This window comes from Rhodococcus koreensis, assembly GCF_900105905.1.
GTDB lineage: Bacteria > Actinomycetota > Actinomycetes > Mycobacteriales > Mycobacteriaceae > Rhodococcus_F > Rhodococcus_F koreensis.
Genome location: NZ_FNSV01000005.1, coordinates 2495181 through 2512934, shown reverse-complemented (window position 1 = coordinate 2512934; position 17754 = coordinate 2495181). Strand labels below are relative to the sequence as shown.

The following is a 17754-nucleotide window of genomic DNA, read 5'->3' as shown; positions in this document are numbered from 1 at the left end:
CGAGAGGGTGATGACAATCATTTTCGACAACGGCGGGTTTCCAATGTAGCGTTCCGTCAACGTAATGACAATCGTTATCGAAAGGGTGCTCGTGAACGAGATACTCGACGGCCGGACGCCACTGATCCTGGTATCCGGCTGGAACGGCCCCACCGAGGACGCGGCGCGCTCGCTGCTCCGCGACGGCACCGTCGTCGTGCATCACGACCTCGACCTCCTGCACGAAGGCGTCGTGCGCCGCACCGTCACCACGCTGGAGTCAGGGGCGCCGCGCGAGCGCCTCCACATCCTCGAACTGGCACACGGCTGCATCTCCTGCACGCTGCGTCAGGACCTCCTGCCGCTGATCCGCCGCCTGCACACCCGCAGTTCGGTGCAGCGCATCGTGCTGCACCTCGACCGCAGGCTCGAACCCGAGGCCGTCTGCTGGGCGGTCGAGCACGTGTCGGTGTCCGGTGTGGTCGGGCAGATCGACGGTCCGGCGTCGCGGGACGTGCGCGTCGACGGCGTCGTCACCTGCCTCGACGCGGGATCGTGGCTGGCCGATGCCACCGGCGACGACGCGCTGGACGACGACCGCACCGTGGCGCAGGTCGCGGTCGGGCAGGTGGACTTCGCCGACGCCCTCGTGGTGGCGGGCAGCGCCGGCGACGGCTGGCAGCAGGCGCGGCTCCACGCCGTCCTGGCCCGGCTCGCACCGGGCGCATCGATCAGCTGGGGCGGGGACACCCTCGACGTCGAGCGACTGCTCCTCGACATCCCGGCCGGCGCGCGACGCGGTGAGCCGTCCCACGCCCACTCACCGCTGCTGCGCGGACAGCCGCCGCTGTCCCACGACTGCGGCGTGATGCTCGTCGAGTTCACCGCTACCCGGCCGTTCCATCCGGAGCGGCTGCACGAGGCCGTCGACGTGCTCCTCGACGGCGTCGTCACCTCGCGCGGACGCGTGTGGGTCGCGACGCAGCCGGACGAGGCGCTGTGGCTCGAGTCGGCCGGTGGGGGACTGCGGGTGGCGAGCGCCGACCGCTGGCTGGCCGCCATGACCCCGGAGGAACAGGAACAGGTCGGGGTCGCGCGTCGTGCGATGGCAGCGCTGTGCTGGGACGAACGCTTCGGCGACCGGCACACGTCGATGGTGGTGCTGGTGCATGCCGCCGACCCCACCGAGATCGACCGCACCCTGCAGTGGGCGCTCGTCACCGACGACGAACTCGCGGACGAAGCCGGATGGCAGTCGTGGCCCGACCCGTTCGGGCAGTTCCACGAAGATCCCTGCGAGAGCAGCGAATCACCCTATGCAGAACCCGAATCGAGAGAGGGACACGAATGAAACCAGGAATCCATCCCGACTACCACCCCGTGGTGTTCCAGGACGCGAGCACCGGAACCACGTTCCTCACGCGGTCGACGCTGACCAGCGACCGCACCGCCGTGTGGGAGGACGGTAATACCTATCCACTGGTGGTCGTGGACGTGACCAGCGAATCGCACCCGTTCTGGACCGGTGCGCAGCGCGTGATGGACACCGCGGGCCGCGTCGAGAAGTTCGAGCGCCGGTACGGAGTGCGCAAGCGCCCGTGAGTACTTGTTAACCGCGGGCGGTTAACAAGTACTCACGGGTCGAAGTCCGTGAAGCTGGGATTGGTGGACCCGGCCGGGAAGTGACACGCCACATGCGAACCTTGGCGGGTGCTGCTGTACATCCTGGAACTGGTGGGCATCGCGGTGTTCGCGGCGTCGGGCGCCCTGGTGGGGGTGACGAAGCGCCTCGACATCTTCGGTGTCTGCGTGGTCGGTGTGTTCACCGCTCTCGGTGGCGGCATCGTCCGCGACGTCCTGCTGGGCATCCATCCGCCGACGTCGCTGGGTAGCTGGCCGAACCTCGGCACGTCGTTCGTGATGTCGTTGCTGGTGTTCTTCCTGCATTCGACTGTCGGGCGGCTCCGCCGGGAGATCCTGGTGCTGGACGCCCTGGGGATGGGGCTGTTCGCGAGCACGGGCGCGGTGATCGCCCTCGACCACGGGGCGAGTCCGCTGGCGTCGTGCCTCATCGGCGGCACCGCGGCGATCGGCGGCGGCATCCTGCGCGACGTGCTGGTGAACGAGGTCCCGTTGCTGCTGCAGCGGGACTTCTACGCGGTGCCGGCGCTGCTCGGTTCGGCGCTGGTCGTCGCGGTCAGCGAGTGGGGTTCGGGTACCGATGTGGCGCTGGTGGTGGGGACGGTGTTCGCGTCCGCGCTGCGGTTGGTGGCGTTGTGGCGGAACTGGGGGCTGCCGGGTCCGCGCGTCCTCGAGTGACGGGCGCCATCTCGTGTCGAAGTCCCCTTCTCAGACATATCTCAGTTGATCGGGCCAAACTGTCGGGTATGCGCATTCTGGTGGTCGACGACGATCGCGCCGTGAGGGAGTCCTTACGGCGGTCTCTCAGCTTCAACGGGTACTCGGTGGAACTGGCCGTCGACGGTATCGATGCTCTCGAGAAGGTCGCGAACGCGCGCCCCGACGCGCTCGTGCTCGATGTGATGATGCCGCGTCTGGACGGTCTCGAGGTGTGCCGCCGGTTGCGGAGCACCGGCGACGACCTGCCGATTCTCGTCTTGACCGCGCGCGACTCCGTGTCGGAGCGGGTGTCGGGCCTGGACGCCGGAGCCGACGACTACCTGCCGAAACCGTTCGCCCTCGAGGAGTTGCTGGCCCGGTTGCGTGCGCTGCTGCGCCGCGCCGCGCCGGAGCCGGGCATCGATTCGGAGAAGATGACGTTCGAGGACCTCACGCTCGATCCGGTCACCCGCGAGGTGACGCGTGGCGAGCGGTCCATCAGCCTCACCCGCACCGAGTTCTCGCTCCTCGAGATGCTGATGGCCAACCCGCGCCGGGTGCTGACCCGTGGCCGCATCCTCGAGGAGGTGTGGGGTTACGACTTCCCGACGTCCGGCAACGCGCTCGAGGTCTACATCGGGTATCTGCGCCGCAAGACGGAGGCGGACGGAGAAGCCCGCCTGCTGCACACCGTCCGCGGGGTCGGCTACGTGCTGCGGGAGACTCCTCCGTGATGGCTGTTCCGTTCCACAGAACTGCCCCCAAGTCGGGGTCGGCGAAGCACGACACGCACCCTATTTCGCGGCACCCCACAGGACCGATCCCGTTACCGCCCGAGATGCGGCCTCCGATGCCGTTGACACGGTCGGTCTCGTTGCGGTGGCGGGTGACGCTGCTCGCCGCGTCCGTGGTGGCCATCGCGGTGGCGGTGATGGCGATCGCCGCGTACGCAGTGGTGTCGCGGGCCCTGTACGCCGATGTCGACAACCAGTTGCGGAACCGCGCGTCGGCGCTGATCGACAGCAACCTCGTGACGTTCGATCCGCGCTACATCGCGGGCGCGACGCTGTACACGACGGACATCAGTGTGGCGCTGGTCTTCCCGGACCTCGACACGTACACGCCACCGGGTTCCAATGTGCCGATCGGCGAGCCGGAGTTGTCGGTGGCGCGCGGCGAGCAGGAAACGTCCCTGCGCACCGCGGACAACCAGCGGGTGCTGGCCGAGCGCACCCAGGACGGCAGCACGCTGGTGATCGCCCAGCGGCTGGCGCCGACGGGGGCGGTGCTCGACCGGCTGGCGTGGGTCCTGTTCATCGTCGGCGGGTGCGGGGTGGTCCTCGCGGCCGCCGCCGGGACGACGGTGGGGCGCACCGGTCTGCGTCCGATCGCCCGGCTCACCGCCGCCACGGAACGGGTGGCCCGGACCGACGACCTGACGCCGATGCCGGTGACGGGCAACGACGAACTCGCCCGGCTCACCGAAAGTTTCAACACCATGCTGAGGGCGCTCGCGGAATCGCGGGAGCGGCAGAGCAGGCTCGTCGCCGACGCGGGACACGAACTGCGGACGCCGCTCACGTCGTTGCGCACCAACATGGAGTTGCTGATCGCGTCGAGTCGTCCTGGCGCGCCGCATATTCCGGACGACGACATGGCCGAACTGCGCACCGACGTGGTGGCGCAGATCGAGGAACTCTCGCAGCTGGTGGGCGACCTCGTCGACCTCGCCCGCGAGGACGCACCGGAAACCATCTTCGAGAGAGTCGATCTCAGCGAAGTGGTGGACCGCAGCCTCGAGCGTGCGCGACGCCGGCGTAACGAGATCGACTTCACCGCCGTCACCGTTCCCTGGTTCGTGTACGGAGACCACGCGGGATTGTCGCGGGCGGTGCTGAACGTCCTCGACAACGCCGCCAAGTGGAGTCCGACCGGTGAGCAGGTGCGGGTGGCGATGAAACCGGCAGGCGACGGACTTCTCGAGCTGACGGTCGACGACGCGGGCCCGGGTATTCCGGAGGAGGATCGGGAGCTGGTGTTCGACCGCTTCTACCGGTCCACGGCGTCGCGCTCGATGCCCGGCTCCGGGCTGGGGCTGGCGATCGTCCGGCAGGTGGTGGTCAAGCACGGCGGCACGATCGCGGTGGACGTCTCCGAACGGGGCGGTGCGCTCATCCGCATCGTCCTTCCGGGTGAACCCGAAGCGGAATAGGCTCGAAGCTCGAGGTCTCGGCTAACTCAAAGGCCGGTCTCAGGACCTTCTCAGTCCCACCGGGCACTCTCGTAGACAGAGACGGTGCGACTGCCCCTGCGGGTGGTCGCGGGAGATGGAAGTGATGCGATGACCGAGGATCGAAACAGCCACGACGGCGACAGCCGCGAGAACGCCGGTGGCGACCGGGGCGGGCGCCCCGACCAGCCGGCCCACCCGCAGCCGCCGACGCCGGGGTACCACCCGACCGAGCAGTTCCCGACCACTCCGCACAACCCGGCCGGCGGTCCGGCGGGTCAGCAGGCCTACGGCGCCGGGTACCCCCAGGGCAATCCGTACGGTGCGCCGCACCAGCCCACCCAGCAGTTCGGGCAGCCCCAGCACGGCGCTCCGGGACATCCGGGTGCCCAGCACGCGGCCGGGCCGCCCGGGGCGCCTCAGGGGCCGTTCCCCGGCCTGCAGGGGCCCGGCCAGGCAGCGGCGGGATCGACGGCGACCGCGACCAAGCGTCCCGCGCGCACGGCGATCGTGGTGGGCGCTGTGGCGCTCGCTCTCGTGAGTGGCGGCATCGGCGGCGTCGTGGGCTCCCTGGCAACGGATCGAAACGGCGGCGGCGCCGCGGTGACCAACTCCCTCGACGCCCCCAAGAACAACACCGCGACCCCGGCCGCGAATGCACCGGCGGGGTCGGTGCAGGCGGTCGCGAACAAGGTGGTCCCGAGCGTCGTGCAGATCGAGGTGGCGACGGCAGGCGGCTCGGGTGGCGAGGGATCCGGCATCGTCATCTCGTCCGACGGCATGATCCTCACCAACAATCACGTCGCGGGCGCGGCCGCCAAGGGCGGCAAGCTGACGGTCGCCTTCTCGGACGGCAGTAGGGCCGACGCCAAGCTGGTCGGCGCCGACCCGGTATCCGACCTCGCGGTCATCAAGGTGGACGGCAAGACGGACCTCACGCCGATCGAGCTGGGCACTTCGGACAACGTGCAGGTCGGACAGCAGGTCGTCGCGATCGGTTCGCCTCTCGGTCTCGCCGGCACCGTCACCGAGGGCATCATCTCGGCGCTCAACCGCCCGGTGTCCACCAGCGGTGAGTCCGGCAACCAGAACACCGTCATCGACGCCCTGCAGACGGATGCGGCGATCAACCCGGGCAACTCCGGCGGCGCCCTCGTCAACATGGACGGTCAGCTGATCGGCATCAACACCGCCATCGCGAGCATCGGCGGTTCCGGCGGGGGCGAGCAGAGCGGCTCCATCGGTCTCGGCTTCGCGATCCCGGTCGACCAGGCCCGGCGCATCGCGGACGAGTTGGTCAAGACGGGCAAGGCCACCCAGGCCGTCATCGGGATCCAGGTCCCGTCGCAGGACGCCGCCAACGGTGCCACCGTCGTCGAGGTCACGTCGGGCAGTCCGGCGGAGAAGGCGGGAATTCCGAAGGGCTCGGTGATCACCAAGGTCGACGACCGGGTCATCACCAGCGGCGACGCGCTCATCGCCGCCATCCGTTCACACGCACCGGGAGACAACGTGTCCATCACTTACACCGACGGGAACGGATCGAATTCCAAGACCGTCGACGTCACGCTCGGAACCGCCGAACAGGGCGGCCGCTGATGAACACCGGGATTCTCGGGCAGGTCGAGTCCGTTCTGAACGGGGCCACTACGGTAGGGACCATGGACATCGAAGCCTCGCTGGCCGGCCGCGCGCTGGTGGTAATCGTCGACGACCGCACCGCTCACGGTGACGGCAAGGACTCCATCGGGCCTCTGGTGACGGAACTGCTGAACGAGGCCGGCTTCATCGTCGACGCCATCGTCGCGGTGGCGGCCGACGAGGTGGAGATCCGCAACGCGCTCAACACTGCCGTCATCGGCGGCGTCGACCTCGTCGTCTCCGTCGGCGGTACCGGGGTGTCGCCCCGCGACGTCGCCCCCGACGTCACCGCCGAGGTCCTCGACCGCGAGATTCCGGGAATTTCGGAGGCCCTCCGGTCTTCGGGTCTCGCCGCCGGTTCACTGGATGCCGGCCTCTCCCGCGGGCTCGCCGGTGTGTCCGGCAGCACACTCGTGGTCAACCTCGCGTCCTCCCGCGCCGCGGTCCGGGACGGCATGGCCACCCTGACGCCGCTCGCGACACACGTGATTTCCGAATTGTCCGGTCTGGAAGGCTGAGACGATTTCTCGTTCCGACGAGCCGGGTTCGCACAGCGAGCCCGACGAGCAGGCAGTTCCGAGCCGGGCCCCGATCGACAGGGCCCGGCTCAAGCGCATCTTCGGGGACGTCTTCCCCGACACCACCGCGGACGAACGCGAACCCGACGAGGCGTCTCAGTATGTGGACAGACGCAACGAGTCCGAGGAGTGGCTTCGGCGTCAGGTTCCTCCCCACCATGGGTGAATGCATGATTGAAATCTGGATGAATCTAAGTGTTGTCTGCAGTAACGGAAAAATTCGCGCTCGGAAAGTCACTGGTACGGCGGCTTTCATTCACGCGATTCCAAAGCGGGGCTACCCGTAGGTAACGTTTCGTTTTCAACTTTGTGAGGCACATCACAATTGCGTCACGAGCTGATCACGTTGCTCAGGTTCTTAGCGCAGGTTAATGTCCCTGACGAGTCAGTACGAAGATGGAGGGCGGGGCGTGGTGCCACGTCGTCGCCCGGACGGCCTCCTTGTGAGGTGTGTCTCTAGTGTCGAAATTCGGGCAACTGGACTTCTGTAGTTAACGCTGCGGACACCTTTGCTCCGAATACTGCGCTGGGCCCGAAATGGACCACTCCTCAGCTTCGATCGTCGGGGCTGGGAACCTGCACGAATCCTGATGAGGGGAACGAATGAGCGAGAACCGCAAGTCCGGCCTGCGCCGTGGCGCCCGTATTGCAGGCCTGGGTGCTGCTGCGGCTGTTGCACTCGGTTTGATGTCTACTGGTGCGGCGAGTGCGGATACCTTTATCCCGCTGCCTGATGGTTCGAAGGTCGGTCCGAATGTGACGTTGACGCGGACGGCGGAGAGCGCTCTGTCGTCGCCGTCGTTGGCTGCCAATGGCGCCGGTCGTGTGGCGTGGGTGTCGGGCACCGTCGTTGCCGATGTCAAGGGCATCAAGGAGGTCACCGAGGTTCCGGATGCGAACTCCACGACGAACAATGCGGGTACCTACAACGGTACGAATGCGGCGACGACGCATGGTGTTTCGCGGGTGTCGACCGGATACATCGTGGGTTGCCAGGTGGATATCACGGGTCTGTCGGCGAGCCCGTCGTTCAGTCTGGGTCTCGATTCGTTGTCGGCGAGTGCGGGTCTGACGGTTCCGTTGGCTTCGGGTGAGGTCAAGTACGTGCCGCTGGGTGGCAAGGACATCAAGAAGGACGGCGTGTACGCGCTGCAGTACCAGGATGCGGAACTGCAGGTGCAGAAGTGCGGTGGATTCGCGCAGGCTCGTTCGTACTCGGTCGTGGAGATCGTGGGCAACGACTACTCGAAGACCGTTCTGTACGGTGCGCCGTTCAGCATCGGCTGATTTCGGTCTCTTCCGCAGTTCTTCCCACCCACTTCTCGCGTGCGCGAGTTATCTACCCTTAGAGGGGAACAATGAACATCAACCGTAAGAACGGTGTGCGTCTGGCGGCGGTCGGTGCCGCTGCTGCCGCGACCATGGGCTTCTTTTCCGTCGGTGCGGCGAACGCCGACACGTTCATTCCGCTGCCCGGTGGCAGCATCACGCAGACGTTGGCTGACGGCACCGTGGTGCACGTGAACCTGACGGACGAGAGTGCGAACGTTTCGCCGTCGATGGGTTCGACTCCGTTGCACCGCAACGTCTGGGTGAACGGCAAGGCTGCCGTCACGCTGGACGGCGCCGGAGCCAAGGGAGCCTCGATCACCCCGGGTTACATCCTGGCCTGCCAGGTCGACTTCGGTGCCAGCGCCAACGGCAAGACGGGCTCGACGCCTTCCGTCGCCGACGACGGCACCGTCTCCATTCCGGTCACGGGTACCACCGGCGCCGGAATCACCCTCGGCCCCGGCCAGGCGAAGAACGTCACGATTCTCGACCTCGAGAAGAAGGACGCCTACGGCGGAGAGTCGCACTCCGGTGCCAACAAGTTCACGGGCAAGACCGGTTCGGTCACCTGGGCCGACTCGACCCTCGGCGTGAGCGGCTGCGCCGGCTACGCCCAGGCCCGCAGCTACGTCAAGGTTGCCGTCAGCACCGACAACGTCAGCAGCACGGTCACCCTGTGGGGACAGCCCTTCAGCATCGGCTGATTGCTTTCTCCATAAACAAGTAGGAATTACCCGGAATCGGGGCGCGGGAATACTCGCGCCCCGATTTCTGGCGTTCACAATGCACTATTACACGCAAATAACGCGCCTTTATGGCGGGTAACGCTTTCGTAAATGCACCTTTTCGGATATTACGTTTCGGACTCGAATGCTCTAACTTTGGACCTCGCTAGGTGGTGGTCTTCTCCGAAGGTCGGAGCAGCGACGCCTGATGAGGGGAACGAATGAGCGAGAACCGCAAGTCCGGCCTGCGCCGTGGCGCCCGTATTGCAGGCCTGGGTGCTGCTGCGGCTGTTGCACTCGGTTTGATGTCTACTGGTGCGGCGAGTGCGGATACCTTTATCCCGCTGCCTGATGGTTCGAAGGTCGGTCCGAATGTGACGTTGACGCGGACGGCGGAGAGCGCTCTGTCGTCGCCGTCGTTGGCTGCCAATGGCGCCGGTCGTGTGGCGTGGGTGTCGGGCACCGTCGTTGCCGATGTCAAGGGCATCAAGGAGGTCACCGAGGTTCCGGATGCGAACTCCACGACGAACAATGCGGGTACCTACAACGGTACGAATGCGGCGACGACGCATGGTGTTTCGCGGGTGTCGACCGGATACATCGTGGGTTGCCAGGTGGATATCACGGGTCTGTCGGCGAGCCCGTCGTTCAGTCTGGGTCTCGATTCGTTGTCGGCGAGTGCGGGTCTGACGGTTCCGTTGGCTTCGGGTGAGGTCAAGTACGTGCCGCTGGGTGGCAAGGACATCAAGAAGGACGGCGTGTACGCGCTGCAGTACCAGGATGCGGAACTGCAGGTGCAGAAGTGCGGTGGATTCGCGCAGGCTCGTTCGTACTCGGTCGTGGAGATCGTGGGCAACGACTACTCGAAGACCGTTCTGTACGGTGCGCCGTTCAGCATCGGCTGATTTCGGTCTCTTCCGCAGTTCTTCCCACCCACTTCTCGCGTGCGCGAGTTATCTACCCTTAGAGGGGAACAATGAACATCAACCGTAAGAACGGTGTGCGTCTGGCGGCGGTCGGTGCCGCTGCTGCCGCGACCATGGGCTTCTTTTCCGTCGGTGCGGCGAACGCCGACACGTTCATTCCGCTGCCCGGTGGCAGCATCACGCAGACGTTGGCTGACGGCACCGTGGTGCACGTGAACCTGACGGACGAGAGTGCGAACGTTTCGCCGTCGATGGGTTCGACTCCGTTGCACCGGAATGTCTGGGTGAACGGCAAGGCCTCCGTCCACCTGGAAGGCGCCGGGGCGACCGGTGCCGACATCCAGCCCGGTTACGTCCTGGCCTGCCAGGTCGACTTCGGTGCGGAGGCAGGCGGTGAAGCCGGCTCGGCTCCGGTGGTGAATGCTGACGGTACCGTTTCGGTTCCTGTCGACGGCGGCACGAGCGCTGGTGTTACCCTCGGCCCCGGTGAGGCCGTCAGCGTCGACATCCTCGACCTCGAGGCGGCCGACGCCTACGGCGGAGAGTCGCACTCGGCATACAACAGCTTCGAGGGTACCGACGGCTCGGTCACCTGGGCCGACTCGACCCTCGGCGTGAGCGGCTGCGCCGGCTACGCGCAGGCGCGGTCGTACGTGAACGTGTCCGTGGAGACGGACAACGTGAGCAGCACCGTCACGCTGTGGGGACAGCCCTTCAGCATCGGCTGATATTCGTTCCACCCATGACTCCGGGCCCGTGCAAGCACCTGCTGCACGGGCCCGGAGTCGTCGAAACGCTATTCGCGGGTCTGCTCGAGCTTCGCAGCCTTCTCCGCGGGCATGGCGTGCGCTCCGTCGGAACTCGTTGCCGCCCCGTCGGTTTGGAGGCTCGCTTCGAGGATGTCGCGGATCTGGATCAGCAGGTCGGCCTCGCTTGCCTTCTTGTCTGCGGGTTCGGTGATGAAACGCTTCTTCGCGGCGTTGGCCGGGACAATGAGAATGAAGTACACGACCGCGGCGATGATCACGAAGTTGATCACGGCCGTGATGACGGCACCGATGTTGATGAAGGTGGCCGGGTTGTCGGCGAGGATCTGATAGCCCCAGCCCAGGTCGTTGGCGCCGCCCGCAACGGCGATCAACGGATTGATCACGTTGTTGGTGAACGATGTGACGATGGCGGTGAACGCGGCTCCGACTACGACCGCGACGGCGAGGTCGAGGACGTTTCCCCGGAGCAGGAAGTCCTTGAATCCCTTGAGCATGTCGACGTCTCCTCGAGTGGGTGGCAAGTCATCCAGCACTGTCTCCCGGAAAAGCCTAGATCAGCGCGGCGCCGCGTGGCGGGTCACTGAAAGGTCACGGTGATCGCGTTCGTGAGGGATGCCGCGGCCACCGTGGTGGCGTCGGAGGCCGGAAGCGCCAGCATCACCACTCGTTCGCGCTGGTCACGCCCGTTCTCGGACGGTGTCACCAGCACGACGACGGCGCGGGACGCCAGGACGGTGGCGCCGGACCGCCGGTCCGGATCCGATGGTGTGCCGGGATCGACCGTGAGCACGTCGACGCGATCACCCTCACGCAGGAGTTCCGTGACGGCCGGGTCGGCGAGCCGGACGGGAACGATCCGCGCGTCGTCGATCCCGGCTGCGGCAGCGGCCAGACGCGGTCCCAGTACCCGGACGTCGGTGAGGGCTTCACCGGCGCGGGTCGGTCCGGCGAGGGTGCGTCCGTCGACATCGGCAACGGCGGTGACGGCTCCGTCGGGCAGGCTCCCGGCCTCGAGCTCGACCAGTTCCACGTCGGCGTCCGTGAGGACGACACCGGGTGGCAGATCCCGTGCCGCCACCACGACCGCGGAGCGGGCGGAGCCGGGGTCCCCGCGGGCGAGGAGGGCCAGCGCGAGGCAGACGAGTGCGCCGGCCAGGACGCGCCTGGCGGCGAGGGTGCGGGCCCAACCTGGATGGGCGAGATCCGACAGCCGGTCGGCCCACGACGGGCTCAGGCTTCGGTGTGCGCGGTTCGACCGGTTGTGGCCGGTCTGGGCAGGGTCGAACGACACGGTTCGACGCTAGGAGACCGGCAGGCCCGTAGGTACGCCGAACGGGCCCGCCTGTGGATGGACGAGAAGTTGTGGATAACCCGCGGACGCGCGAGAACTAGCTGGCAGCAGCCTTGGCCGGTGCGGCGGTCGCGGTGCTCGACGAGCTGGACGAGGCCTTCGACGAACTGTCCGACTTGGCAGCGGGAGCGGAATCGGTCTTGGCCGGCTCGCTGGCCGCTCCGGACGTGCCACGGCTGTCGGTGCGGTAGAAACCGCTGCCCTTGAAGACGATGCCGACGGAGTTGAACAGCTTGCGAAGCTTGCCCGAGCATGCGGGGCAGACGGTCAGGGAGTTATCGCTGAACGACTGGACGATGTCGAAACGGTTGTCGCATTCCGTGCACGCATATGAATAAGTGGGCACTGGGTTCCTCCGCACTGTGTAGTCAAACCGCAGGTTTTAGCACTCTACAGTCGACAGTGCCAACAACGCTAATCAGGGAACTATTCCGGAGCGCACGTTCCCCCTTGTCCACCGAGCGCGACGAGGCCCGAGCCGGGGGTGAGAGCCCATCCCATACGTACGTCGTGAGGATCCTCCGGCAGTTCGGACACCAGTTCCTCGTCGCGGACCACCGTGATCAGCCGCGCGCCGGGGGCGGCGAGCCCGAGGGTCCGGTCGTAGAAGCCCGCGCCGCGGCCGAGTCGCACGCCCCGTCGATCGACGGCCAGGGCGGGAACGAAAATGGTATCGGCCGAACGGATCTCGCTGGGTTCCTGCACCGGTCCGGTGGGTTCGCGCAGGCCGTAACTCGCGGCGGCGAGACCGTCCGCGCCCGTGAACTCGGACCAGTGGAGCGGGCCGGGACCGCGGGTGACCGGCACGAGGACGCGCCCGGCGACCCGCCTGAGGGCTTCGAGAAAGTCCAGTGACCCGGGCTCGAGCGCGGTGGGGACGTAGGCGCAGACGGTCGATCCGCCGGTGACTTCACGTGTGACGAGCGCGACAATTGCCTGGTCCTCGGCGGTGCGGCGTTCCGGGGTCAGCGCACGCCGCCCGGTGAGCACCAGGCGCCGCCACTCGTCCTTCGTTCGTGCGTGCATGCCCCAACCTTAGAGCCGGCCCGGCAGCGTCTCCGGCGGGTTCCGGGAGGTAGCTGACAGGATCTTGGTGACTGACTGGTAGGTCCGCACAGTTAAGGTGTGGGCATGACAGACGCCGCCCCGCACACCGCCAGCGCCTTTCGCACGGCTGTCGTGCCCGCAGCGGGAATGGGGACGCGATTCCTTCCCGCGACCAAGACCGTGCCGAAAGAGCTGCTCCCGGTCGTGGATACCCCGGGTATCGAACTCGTGGCCGGAGAAGCCGCCGATTCGGGTGCCGGCCGGCTCGTGATCGTCACGTCGCCCGGTAAGGACGGGGTGGTCGCCCACTTCGTCGAGGACCTCGTCCTCGAGAGCAAGCTAAAGGCCAGCGGCAAGTACCACCTGCTCGAAAAGGTGCGCAAGGCTCCCGGCTTGCTCGAGGTGGAGTCCGTCGTCCAGGACCAGCCCCTCGGCCTCGGCCACGCGGTCGGCTGCGCGGAGTCGGTCCTCGACGACGACGAGGACGCCATCGCCGTGCTCCTCCCGGACGACCTCGTGATGCCGCGTGGCGTGCTCGAGACGATGTCCCGGGTCCGCCGCAAGCGCGGCGGCACCGTGCTCTGCGCCATCGACGTCCCCAAGGACCAGGTGAGCGCGTACGGCGTCTTCGAGGTCGAGACGGTGCCCGACGCCGTCAACCCCGACGTCCTCAAGGTCACCGGCATGGTCGAGAAGCCGGCCATCGAGGACGCCCCGTCCACGTTCGCGGCCGCAGGTCGCTACCTCCTCGACCGCGCGATCTTCGACGCGCTGCGGCGAATCGAACCCGGCGCCGGTGGCGAGCTCCAGCTCACCGACGCCATCGCCCTCCTCATCAAGGAAGGCCACCCCGTTCACGTCGTCGTGCACCGGGGCACGAGACACGATCTCGGAAATCCCGGCGGCTACCTCCGCGCTGCGGTTGACTTTGCGTTGGACATGGAAGAGTACGGCCCGTCGTTGCGCGAATGGCTGATCGACCGATTGAAGCGGACGGAATCCTAGAAGCTCGGGAGGCAAGAACTTGCGGTCGGTCGAGGAGCAACAGACGATCGTGACCGCGGCCGCGGTGGCGCCGCGGCCGGTCCGTGTGGCGATCTCCGAAGCCCAGGGGCTGCTGTGTGCCGAAGAAGTGGTCACCGAGCGGCCGCTTCCCGGGTTCGACCAGGCCGCGATCGACGGTTACGCCGTCCGTAGCGTCGACGTTCAGGCTGCCGGAACCGACATCCGGGACGACGAAGGTGCTCCCGTGGAACTGTCCCTTCCCGTGGTCGGGGAGGTCACGGCGGGTTCGCGGCAGCCGATCCGGCTGCAGCCCCGTCAGGCGGTCAAGGTCGACACGGGCGCCCCGCTCCCGACGCTCGCCGACGCCGTCCTCCCGCTCGACCGCACCGACGGCGGCCGCGCCCGCGTCAAGATCTACAAACCGGTCCGCTCCGGCGACTACGTGCGCCGCGCCGGCGACGACGTGCAGCCCGGCGACGTCGCCGTCCGGGCAGGCACCATCATCGGCGCCGCCCAGGTGGGGTTGCTGGCCGCGGTGGGACGCGACAAGGTGCTCGTGCATCCCCGGCCGCGGCTGTCCGTCATCTCGGTCGGTGGCGAACTCGTCGACGTCGACCGGACCCCGGGGCCCGGTCAGGTCTACGACGTCAACTCCTACGCGCTGGCCGCCGCCGCCCGCGACGCAGGCGCCGACGTCAACCGGGTCGGTATCGCGAACGCCGACGCGCGTCGTCTGCGCGAGGTGGTCGAGGGTCAGCTGATCCGGTCCGAGATCGTCGTCATCGCGGGTGCGGTCGGCGGCGGCGCGTCCGAGGACGTGCGGGACGCACTCGCCGATCTCGGCAACCTCGAGGTCGACCGGGTCGCGATGCACCCGGGATCGGTCCAGGGTTTCGGCCAGCTCGGCCGGGACGAGGTTCCGACGTTCCTGCTCCCGTCCAATCCGGTGAGCGCCCTGGTGGTGTTCGAGGTGATGGTGCGCCCGCTGATCCGCATTGCACTGGGTCGCAGGCAGCCGATGCGCCGCATCGTCACCGCCCGCACCGTCGCGCCCATCACGTCCATCGAGAACCGCAAGGGCTTTCTCCGCGGTCAGCTCATGCGCGACGAGGCCACGGGGGAGTACCTCGTCCAAGCTCTCGGCGGGGCGCCGGGCGCGTCCTCACACTTGCTCGCCACCCTGGCCGAGGCCAACTGCCTCGTCCTCATCGAACCCGAGATCACCGAGGTGCGGACGGGTGACCAGGTGGACGTGGCGTTCCTGGCGCAGCGTGGCTGATGACACGGTGTGAGACGGCATGACACAGCATCGGTGTGAGACGGGATGACGCAGCATCCGGGTTGGCCGCCGCATCTCGGGCCTCTGCGGGTGAAGGGTGGCGTCGTCACAGTGCGCGCCATCAGGTTGCGTGATGCGGCCGCGTGGAGCCGTCTGCGCACCCGCGACCGCGCGCACCTCGAACCATGGGAGCCGACGGGGGAGGCGCCCTGGGAAGCGCGCCATCATATTTCGGGATGGCCGGGGCTGTGCAGCAGTCTGCGTTCGGAGGCGCGGAAGGGCCGGATGCTGCCGATGGCCATCGAACTCGACGGCAATTTCTGCGGCCAGATCACGATCGGCAACGTGGTGCGGGGTGCTCTGCGCTCCGCGTGGATCGGTTATTGGGTGGCCAGCGACGTCAACGGGCTCGGCGTGGCCACGGGCGCGCTCGCACTGGGGCTCGATCATGCCTTCGGCCCCGTGGGTCTGCACCGCGTGGAGGCCACCGTGCGCCCGGAGAACCTGGCGAGCCAGGCGGTGCTCCGCAACGTCGGCTTCCGCGAGGAAGGTCTGCTCGCGCGCTATCTGGACGTCGACGGGCAGTGGCGTGACCACATTCTGGTCGGCATGACCGTCGAGGACGTGCCCGGCACTGTCGCGGACTCGCTCGTGCGGAGTGGCAAAGCCACCTGGGCGTGACCGCCGACGCCGTCAGCGCGTGACCGGCAAATCCGCACTTGTCTGCCCGCCGAATCGGACATGGACAAACGTCCAGCTATGTGACAGTTACTTCACGGTATCAAAGCTCCCCGGCCGGGACTCCGCTTTCGGCGAGTCTTTGCCCGATCGTTTCCTTCGCCCGCTCGGCGCATGTCGAGCACCACATTTTCGCGTTACGCATGTGACACCTGAGTATGGTGGGATCGGCGCGTCTGCGAAGATGTGCGTGTTCATGCGGTTAGCCTGGATGGGTCAACAGCGGTATCCATGCTGGTAGACGATTGGGAGGAGGTCGCCGAATGCCGAACTCGTTTCTCTGGATCGGGCTCGTCGTCGTGTGGCTCTTCGTCCTGGTCCCGATGCTGGTGAACAACCGCCCCCGGATTCGGCAAACCAGTGACGCAGCACTCGCGACGCGCGTGCTGCACCGCGGCGACGAACGTCCCGTGCAGCGTGGACCCGCGGCAGGGCACCGCAGCGACCCGTACTGGCAACCGGAACCGGACCACTACGGCTACGACGCGGAGGACCTTGTGGACACTCACGCAGAGGAAGACGATTTCGACGGTGAGCGGGCACCGGTCGGTGAGTACGTGCCGGTGCGCCGCGGGCGTGGCGGCTTCGATCCCGAGGCCGACGCGATCGCGCGCGAGGCCCGCTACGGGTTCAGGCAGCGATCGCTTCTCGGGCTGGTGTTCGCGACGATCATGTCGGCGGCGCTCGGGCTGATCATCTCGCCGCTGATGTGGTGGGCGTTCGCGGCGGGCGTGGCCGGTCTCGCCGCCTACATGGCGTACCTGCGCCGGCAGGTCCAGATCGAGCAGGAGATCCGCCGTCGCCGAACCGCGCGTCTCAATCGCTCGCGGCTGGGCGTCGAATCCCGGAGCGACGACGAACTCCGGCTCATCCCCGCCCGGTTGCGGCGTCCGGGGGCCGTCGTCCTCGAGGTGGACGACGAGGACCCCGAATTCGATCATCTCGAGCACTTCGACGACGAGCCGATGCAGCAGGCGACCATGCGCCGGGCCGCCGGTGAGTAGCCCTCCGATCCGGGCCGAAAGCCACGTCGGTGCAGGCGATTCGCTCCTTCCGCGGGTTGCCTGCTAGAGTTTGCCGAGCGGATCGCAGGATCCGCGCGGGGCTGTGGCGCAGTTGGTAGCGCGCTTCGTTCGCATCGAAGAGGTCAGGGGTTCGATTCCCCTCAGCTCCACCACAGAAGAGGCACTCACTCCGTCCGGAGAGAGTGCCTCTTCTGCGTTCCGGCCCAGGTGAGTGCCGTCGTCCGGGATGCAGGACCGCGACTCTCCGAACCAAAATTTGCCAAAAGGTAACTGAATGCTGTGTACTGTCCGTAGGTCATCAAGGGGTCGATCGCACGGGGTGGAAATACATGCAGGCAATGCGCAAGATCTCGAAGTTCCTGGAGCCGGCGACGGTGGTCGCGACCATCACCGCGACGATGTTGCTGGTGAACGTTCTGTGAACTCCGGCCGGCCAATCGACATCGCGACGGCCCCGACCGATCTGCACCGCCAGGCGGTAACGCCGAGCCCGTAGGGGTTCTCCGAAGCTGCTCGAGTCCCACCTGGCTCGGGCATCGCTGGTGGTGCCGGTTCCCCGACACCGGCACCACCAGCACCTCCGCTCGATTCGCTCGTTACCATGACAGCGGCGACGTCGCCGTGAACGTGGTGTCGTGAATACGAGGGGGGGTGCATGGTGAGCGCGCGTCGTGTCTTTCGAAGGCTGACCGTGGTCGGGCTGGCTGTGGCCTTCTTGTCCGGGCTCGCCTGGATCACTGTTTCGGCGTTCCCGTCCGACGCCGTCGCCGGCCCTCAGTACCACGAAT

The 17754-nt window shown here is 67.2% G+C and carries 19 protein-coding genes and 1 tRNA gene; 16 read left to right on the top strand and 4 right to left on the bottom strand.

What is annotated here, in order from left to right:
- Positions 1–64: 64 nt before the first annotated feature.
- The 11 genes from mrf (at position 65) to BLV94_RS16330 (ending at position 10479) form a co-directional block, all read left to right on the top strand.
- Positions 65–1330: a ribosome hibernation factor-recruiting GTPase MRF gene (gene mrf / locus BLV94_RS16385; protein WP_072937292.1), complete on the top strand. Its 1266-nt coding sequence runs from the start codon at positions 65–67 to the stop codon at positions 1328–1330.
- Positions 1327–1581, top strand: coding sequence for a type B 50S ribosomal protein L31 (locus BLV94_RS16380; protein ID WP_015889426.1), 255 nt, complete (start codon positions 1327–1329; stop codon positions 1579–1581). The genes mrf and BLV94_RS16380 overlap by 4 nt, the downstream gene beginning before the upstream one ends.
- A 108-nt stretch (positions 1582–1689) precedes the next feature.
- Complete coding sequence (locus tag BLV94_RS16375; RefSeq protein ID WP_072937291.1) at positions 1690–2298, top strand: trimeric intracellular cation channel family protein; 609 nt, start codon at positions 1690–1692, stop codon at positions 2296–2298.
- Positions 2299–2366: 68 nt separating this feature from the next.
- Entirely contained in the window at positions 2367–3053 is a 687-nt protein-coding gene (locus BLV94_RS16370) for a response regulator transcription factor (protein WP_072937290.1), read from the top strand.
- Positions 3053–4531, top strand: a complete 1479-nt coding sequence (locus BLV94_RS16365) for a sensor histidine kinase (RefSeq protein ID WP_072937289.1) — start codon at positions 3053–3055, stop codon at positions 4529–4531. Before BLV94_RS16370 ends, BLV94_RS16365 begins: the two co-directional genes overlap by 1 nt.
- A gap of 129 nt (positions 4532–4660) precedes the next feature.
- Positions 4661–6148 (top strand): trypsin-like peptidase domain-containing protein, encoded by a 1488-nt coding sequence (locus tag BLV94_RS16360; RefSeq protein WP_072937288.1) that lies wholly within the window; start codon positions 4661–4663, stop codon positions 6146–6148.
- Positions 6148–6708, top strand: coding sequence for a MogA/MoaB family molybdenum cofactor biosynthesis protein (locus tag BLV94_RS16355; protein ID WP_072937287.1), 561 nt, complete (start codon positions 6148–6150; stop codon positions 6706–6708). Before BLV94_RS16360 ends, BLV94_RS16355 begins: the two co-directional genes overlap by 1 nt.
- A 663-nt stretch (positions 6709–7371) precedes the next feature.
- A complete protein-coding gene (locus tag BLV94_RS16345; RefSeq protein ID WP_072951833.1) occupies positions 7372–8055 on the top strand; it encodes an MspA family porin in 684 nt (227 codons plus the stop codon).
- 71 nt (positions 8056–8126) lie between these two features.
- A complete protein-coding gene (locus BLV94_RS16340; protein WP_074933751.1) occupies positions 8127–8804 on the top strand; it encodes an MspA family porin in 678 nt (225 codons plus the stop codon).
- 242 nt (positions 8805–9046) lie between these two features.
- A complete protein-coding gene (locus BLV94_RS16335) occupies positions 9047–9730 on the top strand; it encodes an MspA family porin (protein WP_072951833.1) in 684 nt (227 codons plus the stop codon).
- Positions 9731–9801: 71 nt separating this feature from the next.
- Positions 9802–10479 carry an MspA family porin gene (locus BLV94_RS16330; protein WP_074933749.1) on the top strand — a complete coding sequence of 226 codons (678 nt, stop codon included), beginning with the start codon at positions 9802–9804 and terminating at the stop codon, positions 10477–10479.
- A 68-nt stretch (positions 10480–10547) separates the two neighbouring features.
- Here the strand turns inward: BLV94_RS16330 and mscL are convergent, their stop codons facing one another.
- From mscL to BLV94_RS16310, 4 genes are all read right to left on the bottom strand, one after another.
- Positions 10548–11015, bottom strand: coding sequence for a large conductance mechanosensitive channel protein MscL (gene mscL, locus BLV94_RS16325; RefSeq protein WP_072941183.1), 468 nt, complete (start codon positions 11013–11015; stop codon positions 10548–10550).
- A gap of 83 nt (positions 11016–11098) precedes the next feature.
- On the bottom strand, positions 11099–11812 hold the full coding sequence (locus BLV94_RS16320) for an SAF domain-containing protein (protein ID WP_072941180.1): 714 nt from the start codon (positions 11810–11812) through the stop codon (positions 11099–11101).
- A 97-nt stretch (positions 11813–11909) separates the two neighbouring features.
- Entirely contained in the window at positions 11910–12218 is a 309-nt protein-coding gene (locus BLV94_RS16315) for an FmdB family zinc ribbon protein (RefSeq protein WP_072941177.1), read from the bottom strand.
- An 80-nt stretch (positions 12219–12298) separates the two neighbouring features.
- The gene (locus tag BLV94_RS16310; protein WP_072941174.1) at positions 12299–12898 is read right to left on the bottom strand and encodes a 5-formyltetrahydrofolate cyclo-ligase; all 600 of its coding nucleotides are present in this window, start codon (positions 12896–12898) and stop codon (positions 12299–12301) included.
- 105 nt (positions 12899–13003) lie between these two features.
- On the opposite strand from BLV94_RS16310, the gene BLV94_RS16305 reads away from it, so the two are divergent.
- The 5 genes from BLV94_RS16305 (at position 13004) to BLV94_RS16285 (ending at position 17118) form a co-directional block, all read left to right on the top strand.
- Positions 13004–13924 carry a UTP--glucose-1-phosphate uridylyltransferase gene (locus BLV94_RS16305; RefSeq protein WP_072941172.1) on the top strand — a complete coding sequence of 307 codons (921 nt, stop codon included), beginning with the start codon at positions 13004–13006 and terminating at the stop codon, positions 13922–13924.
- A 19-nt stretch (positions 13925–13943) separates the two neighbouring features.
- Positions 13944–15203: a molybdotransferase-like divisome protein Glp gene (gene glp, locus BLV94_RS16300; RefSeq protein WP_072941171.1), complete on the top strand. Its 1260-nt coding sequence runs from the start codon at positions 13944–13946 to the stop codon at positions 15201–15203.
- A 45-nt stretch (positions 15204–15248) separates the two neighbouring features.
- Positions 15249–15884, top strand: a complete 636-nt coding sequence (locus BLV94_RS16295; RefSeq protein WP_015889441.1) for a GNAT family N-acetyltransferase — start codon at positions 15249–15251, stop codon at positions 15882–15884.
- Between the two features lie 320 nt (positions 15885–16204).
- Positions 16205–16945 carry a divisome protein SepX/GlpR gene (gene sepX, locus BLV94_RS16290; RefSeq protein WP_072941168.1) on the top strand — a complete coding sequence of 247 codons (741 nt, stop codon included), beginning with the start codon at positions 16205–16207 and terminating at the stop codon, positions 16943–16945.
- A 97-nt stretch (positions 16946–17042) separates the two neighbouring features.
- A tRNA-Ala gene (locus BLV94_RS16285) sits at positions 17043–17118 on the top strand.
- The last annotated feature ends 636 nt before the right edge of the window (positions 17119–17754 follow it).

Bases quoted from the DNA above. Each gene is read 5' to 3' on its own strand.
- mrf (WP_072937292.1), top strand. From the start codon at position 65: ATGACAATCGTTATCGAAAGGGTGCTCGTGAACGAGATACTCGACGGC.
- BLV94_RS16380 (WP_015889426.1), top strand. From the start codon at position 1,327: ATGAAACCAGGAATCCATCCCGACTACCACCCCGTGGTGTTCCAGGAC.
- BLV94_RS16370 (WP_072937290.1), top strand. From the start codon at position 2,367: ATGCGCATTCTGGTGGTCGACGACGATCGCGCCGTGAGGGAGTCCTTA.
- BLV94_RS16365 (WP_072937289.1), top strand. From the start codon at position 3,053: ATGGCTGTTCCGTTCCACAGAACTGCCCCCAAGTCGGGGTCGGCGAAG.
- BLV94_RS16360 (WP_072937288.1), top strand. From the start codon at position 4,661: ATGACCGAGGATCGAAACAGCCACGACGGCGACAGCCGCGAGAACGCC.
- BLV94_RS16355 (WP_072937287.1), top strand. From the start codon at position 6,148: ATGAACACCGGGATTCTCGGGCAGGTCGAGTCCGTTCTGAACGGGGCC.
- BLV94_RS16345 (WP_072951833.1), top strand. From the start codon at position 7,372: ATGAGCGAGAACCGCAAGTCCGGCCTGCGCCGTGGCGCCCGTATTGCA.
- BLV94_RS16340 (WP_074933751.1), top strand. From the start codon at position 8,127: ATGAACATCAACCGTAAGAACGGTGTGCGTCTGGCGGCGGTCGGTGCC.
- BLV94_RS16335 (WP_072951833.1), top strand. From the start codon at position 9,047: ATGAGCGAGAACCGCAAGTCCGGCCTGCGCCGTGGCGCCCGTATTGCA.
- BLV94_RS16330 (WP_074933749.1), top strand. From the start codon at position 9,802: ATGAACATCAACCGTAAGAACGGTGTGCGTCTGGCGGCGGTCGGTGCC.
- mscL (WP_072941183.1), bottom strand. From the start codon at position 11,015: ATGCTCAAGGGATTCAAGGACTTCCTGCTCCGGGGAAACGTCCTCGAC.
- BLV94_RS16310 (WP_072941174.1), bottom strand. From the start codon at position 12,898: ATGCACGCACGAACGAAGGACGAGTGGCGGCGCCTGGTGCTCACCGGG.
- BLV94_RS16305 (WP_072941172.1), top strand. From the start codon at position 13,004: ATGACAGACGCCGCCCCGCACACCGCCAGCGCCTTTCGCACGGCTGTC.
- BLV94_RS16295 (WP_015889441.1), top strand. From the start codon at position 15,249: ATGACGCAGCATCCGGGTTGGCCGCCGCATCTCGGGCCTCTGCGGGTG.
- sepX (WP_072941168.1), top strand. From the start codon at position 16,205: ATGCCGAACTCGTTTCTCTGGATCGGGCTCGTCGTCGTGTGGCTCTTC.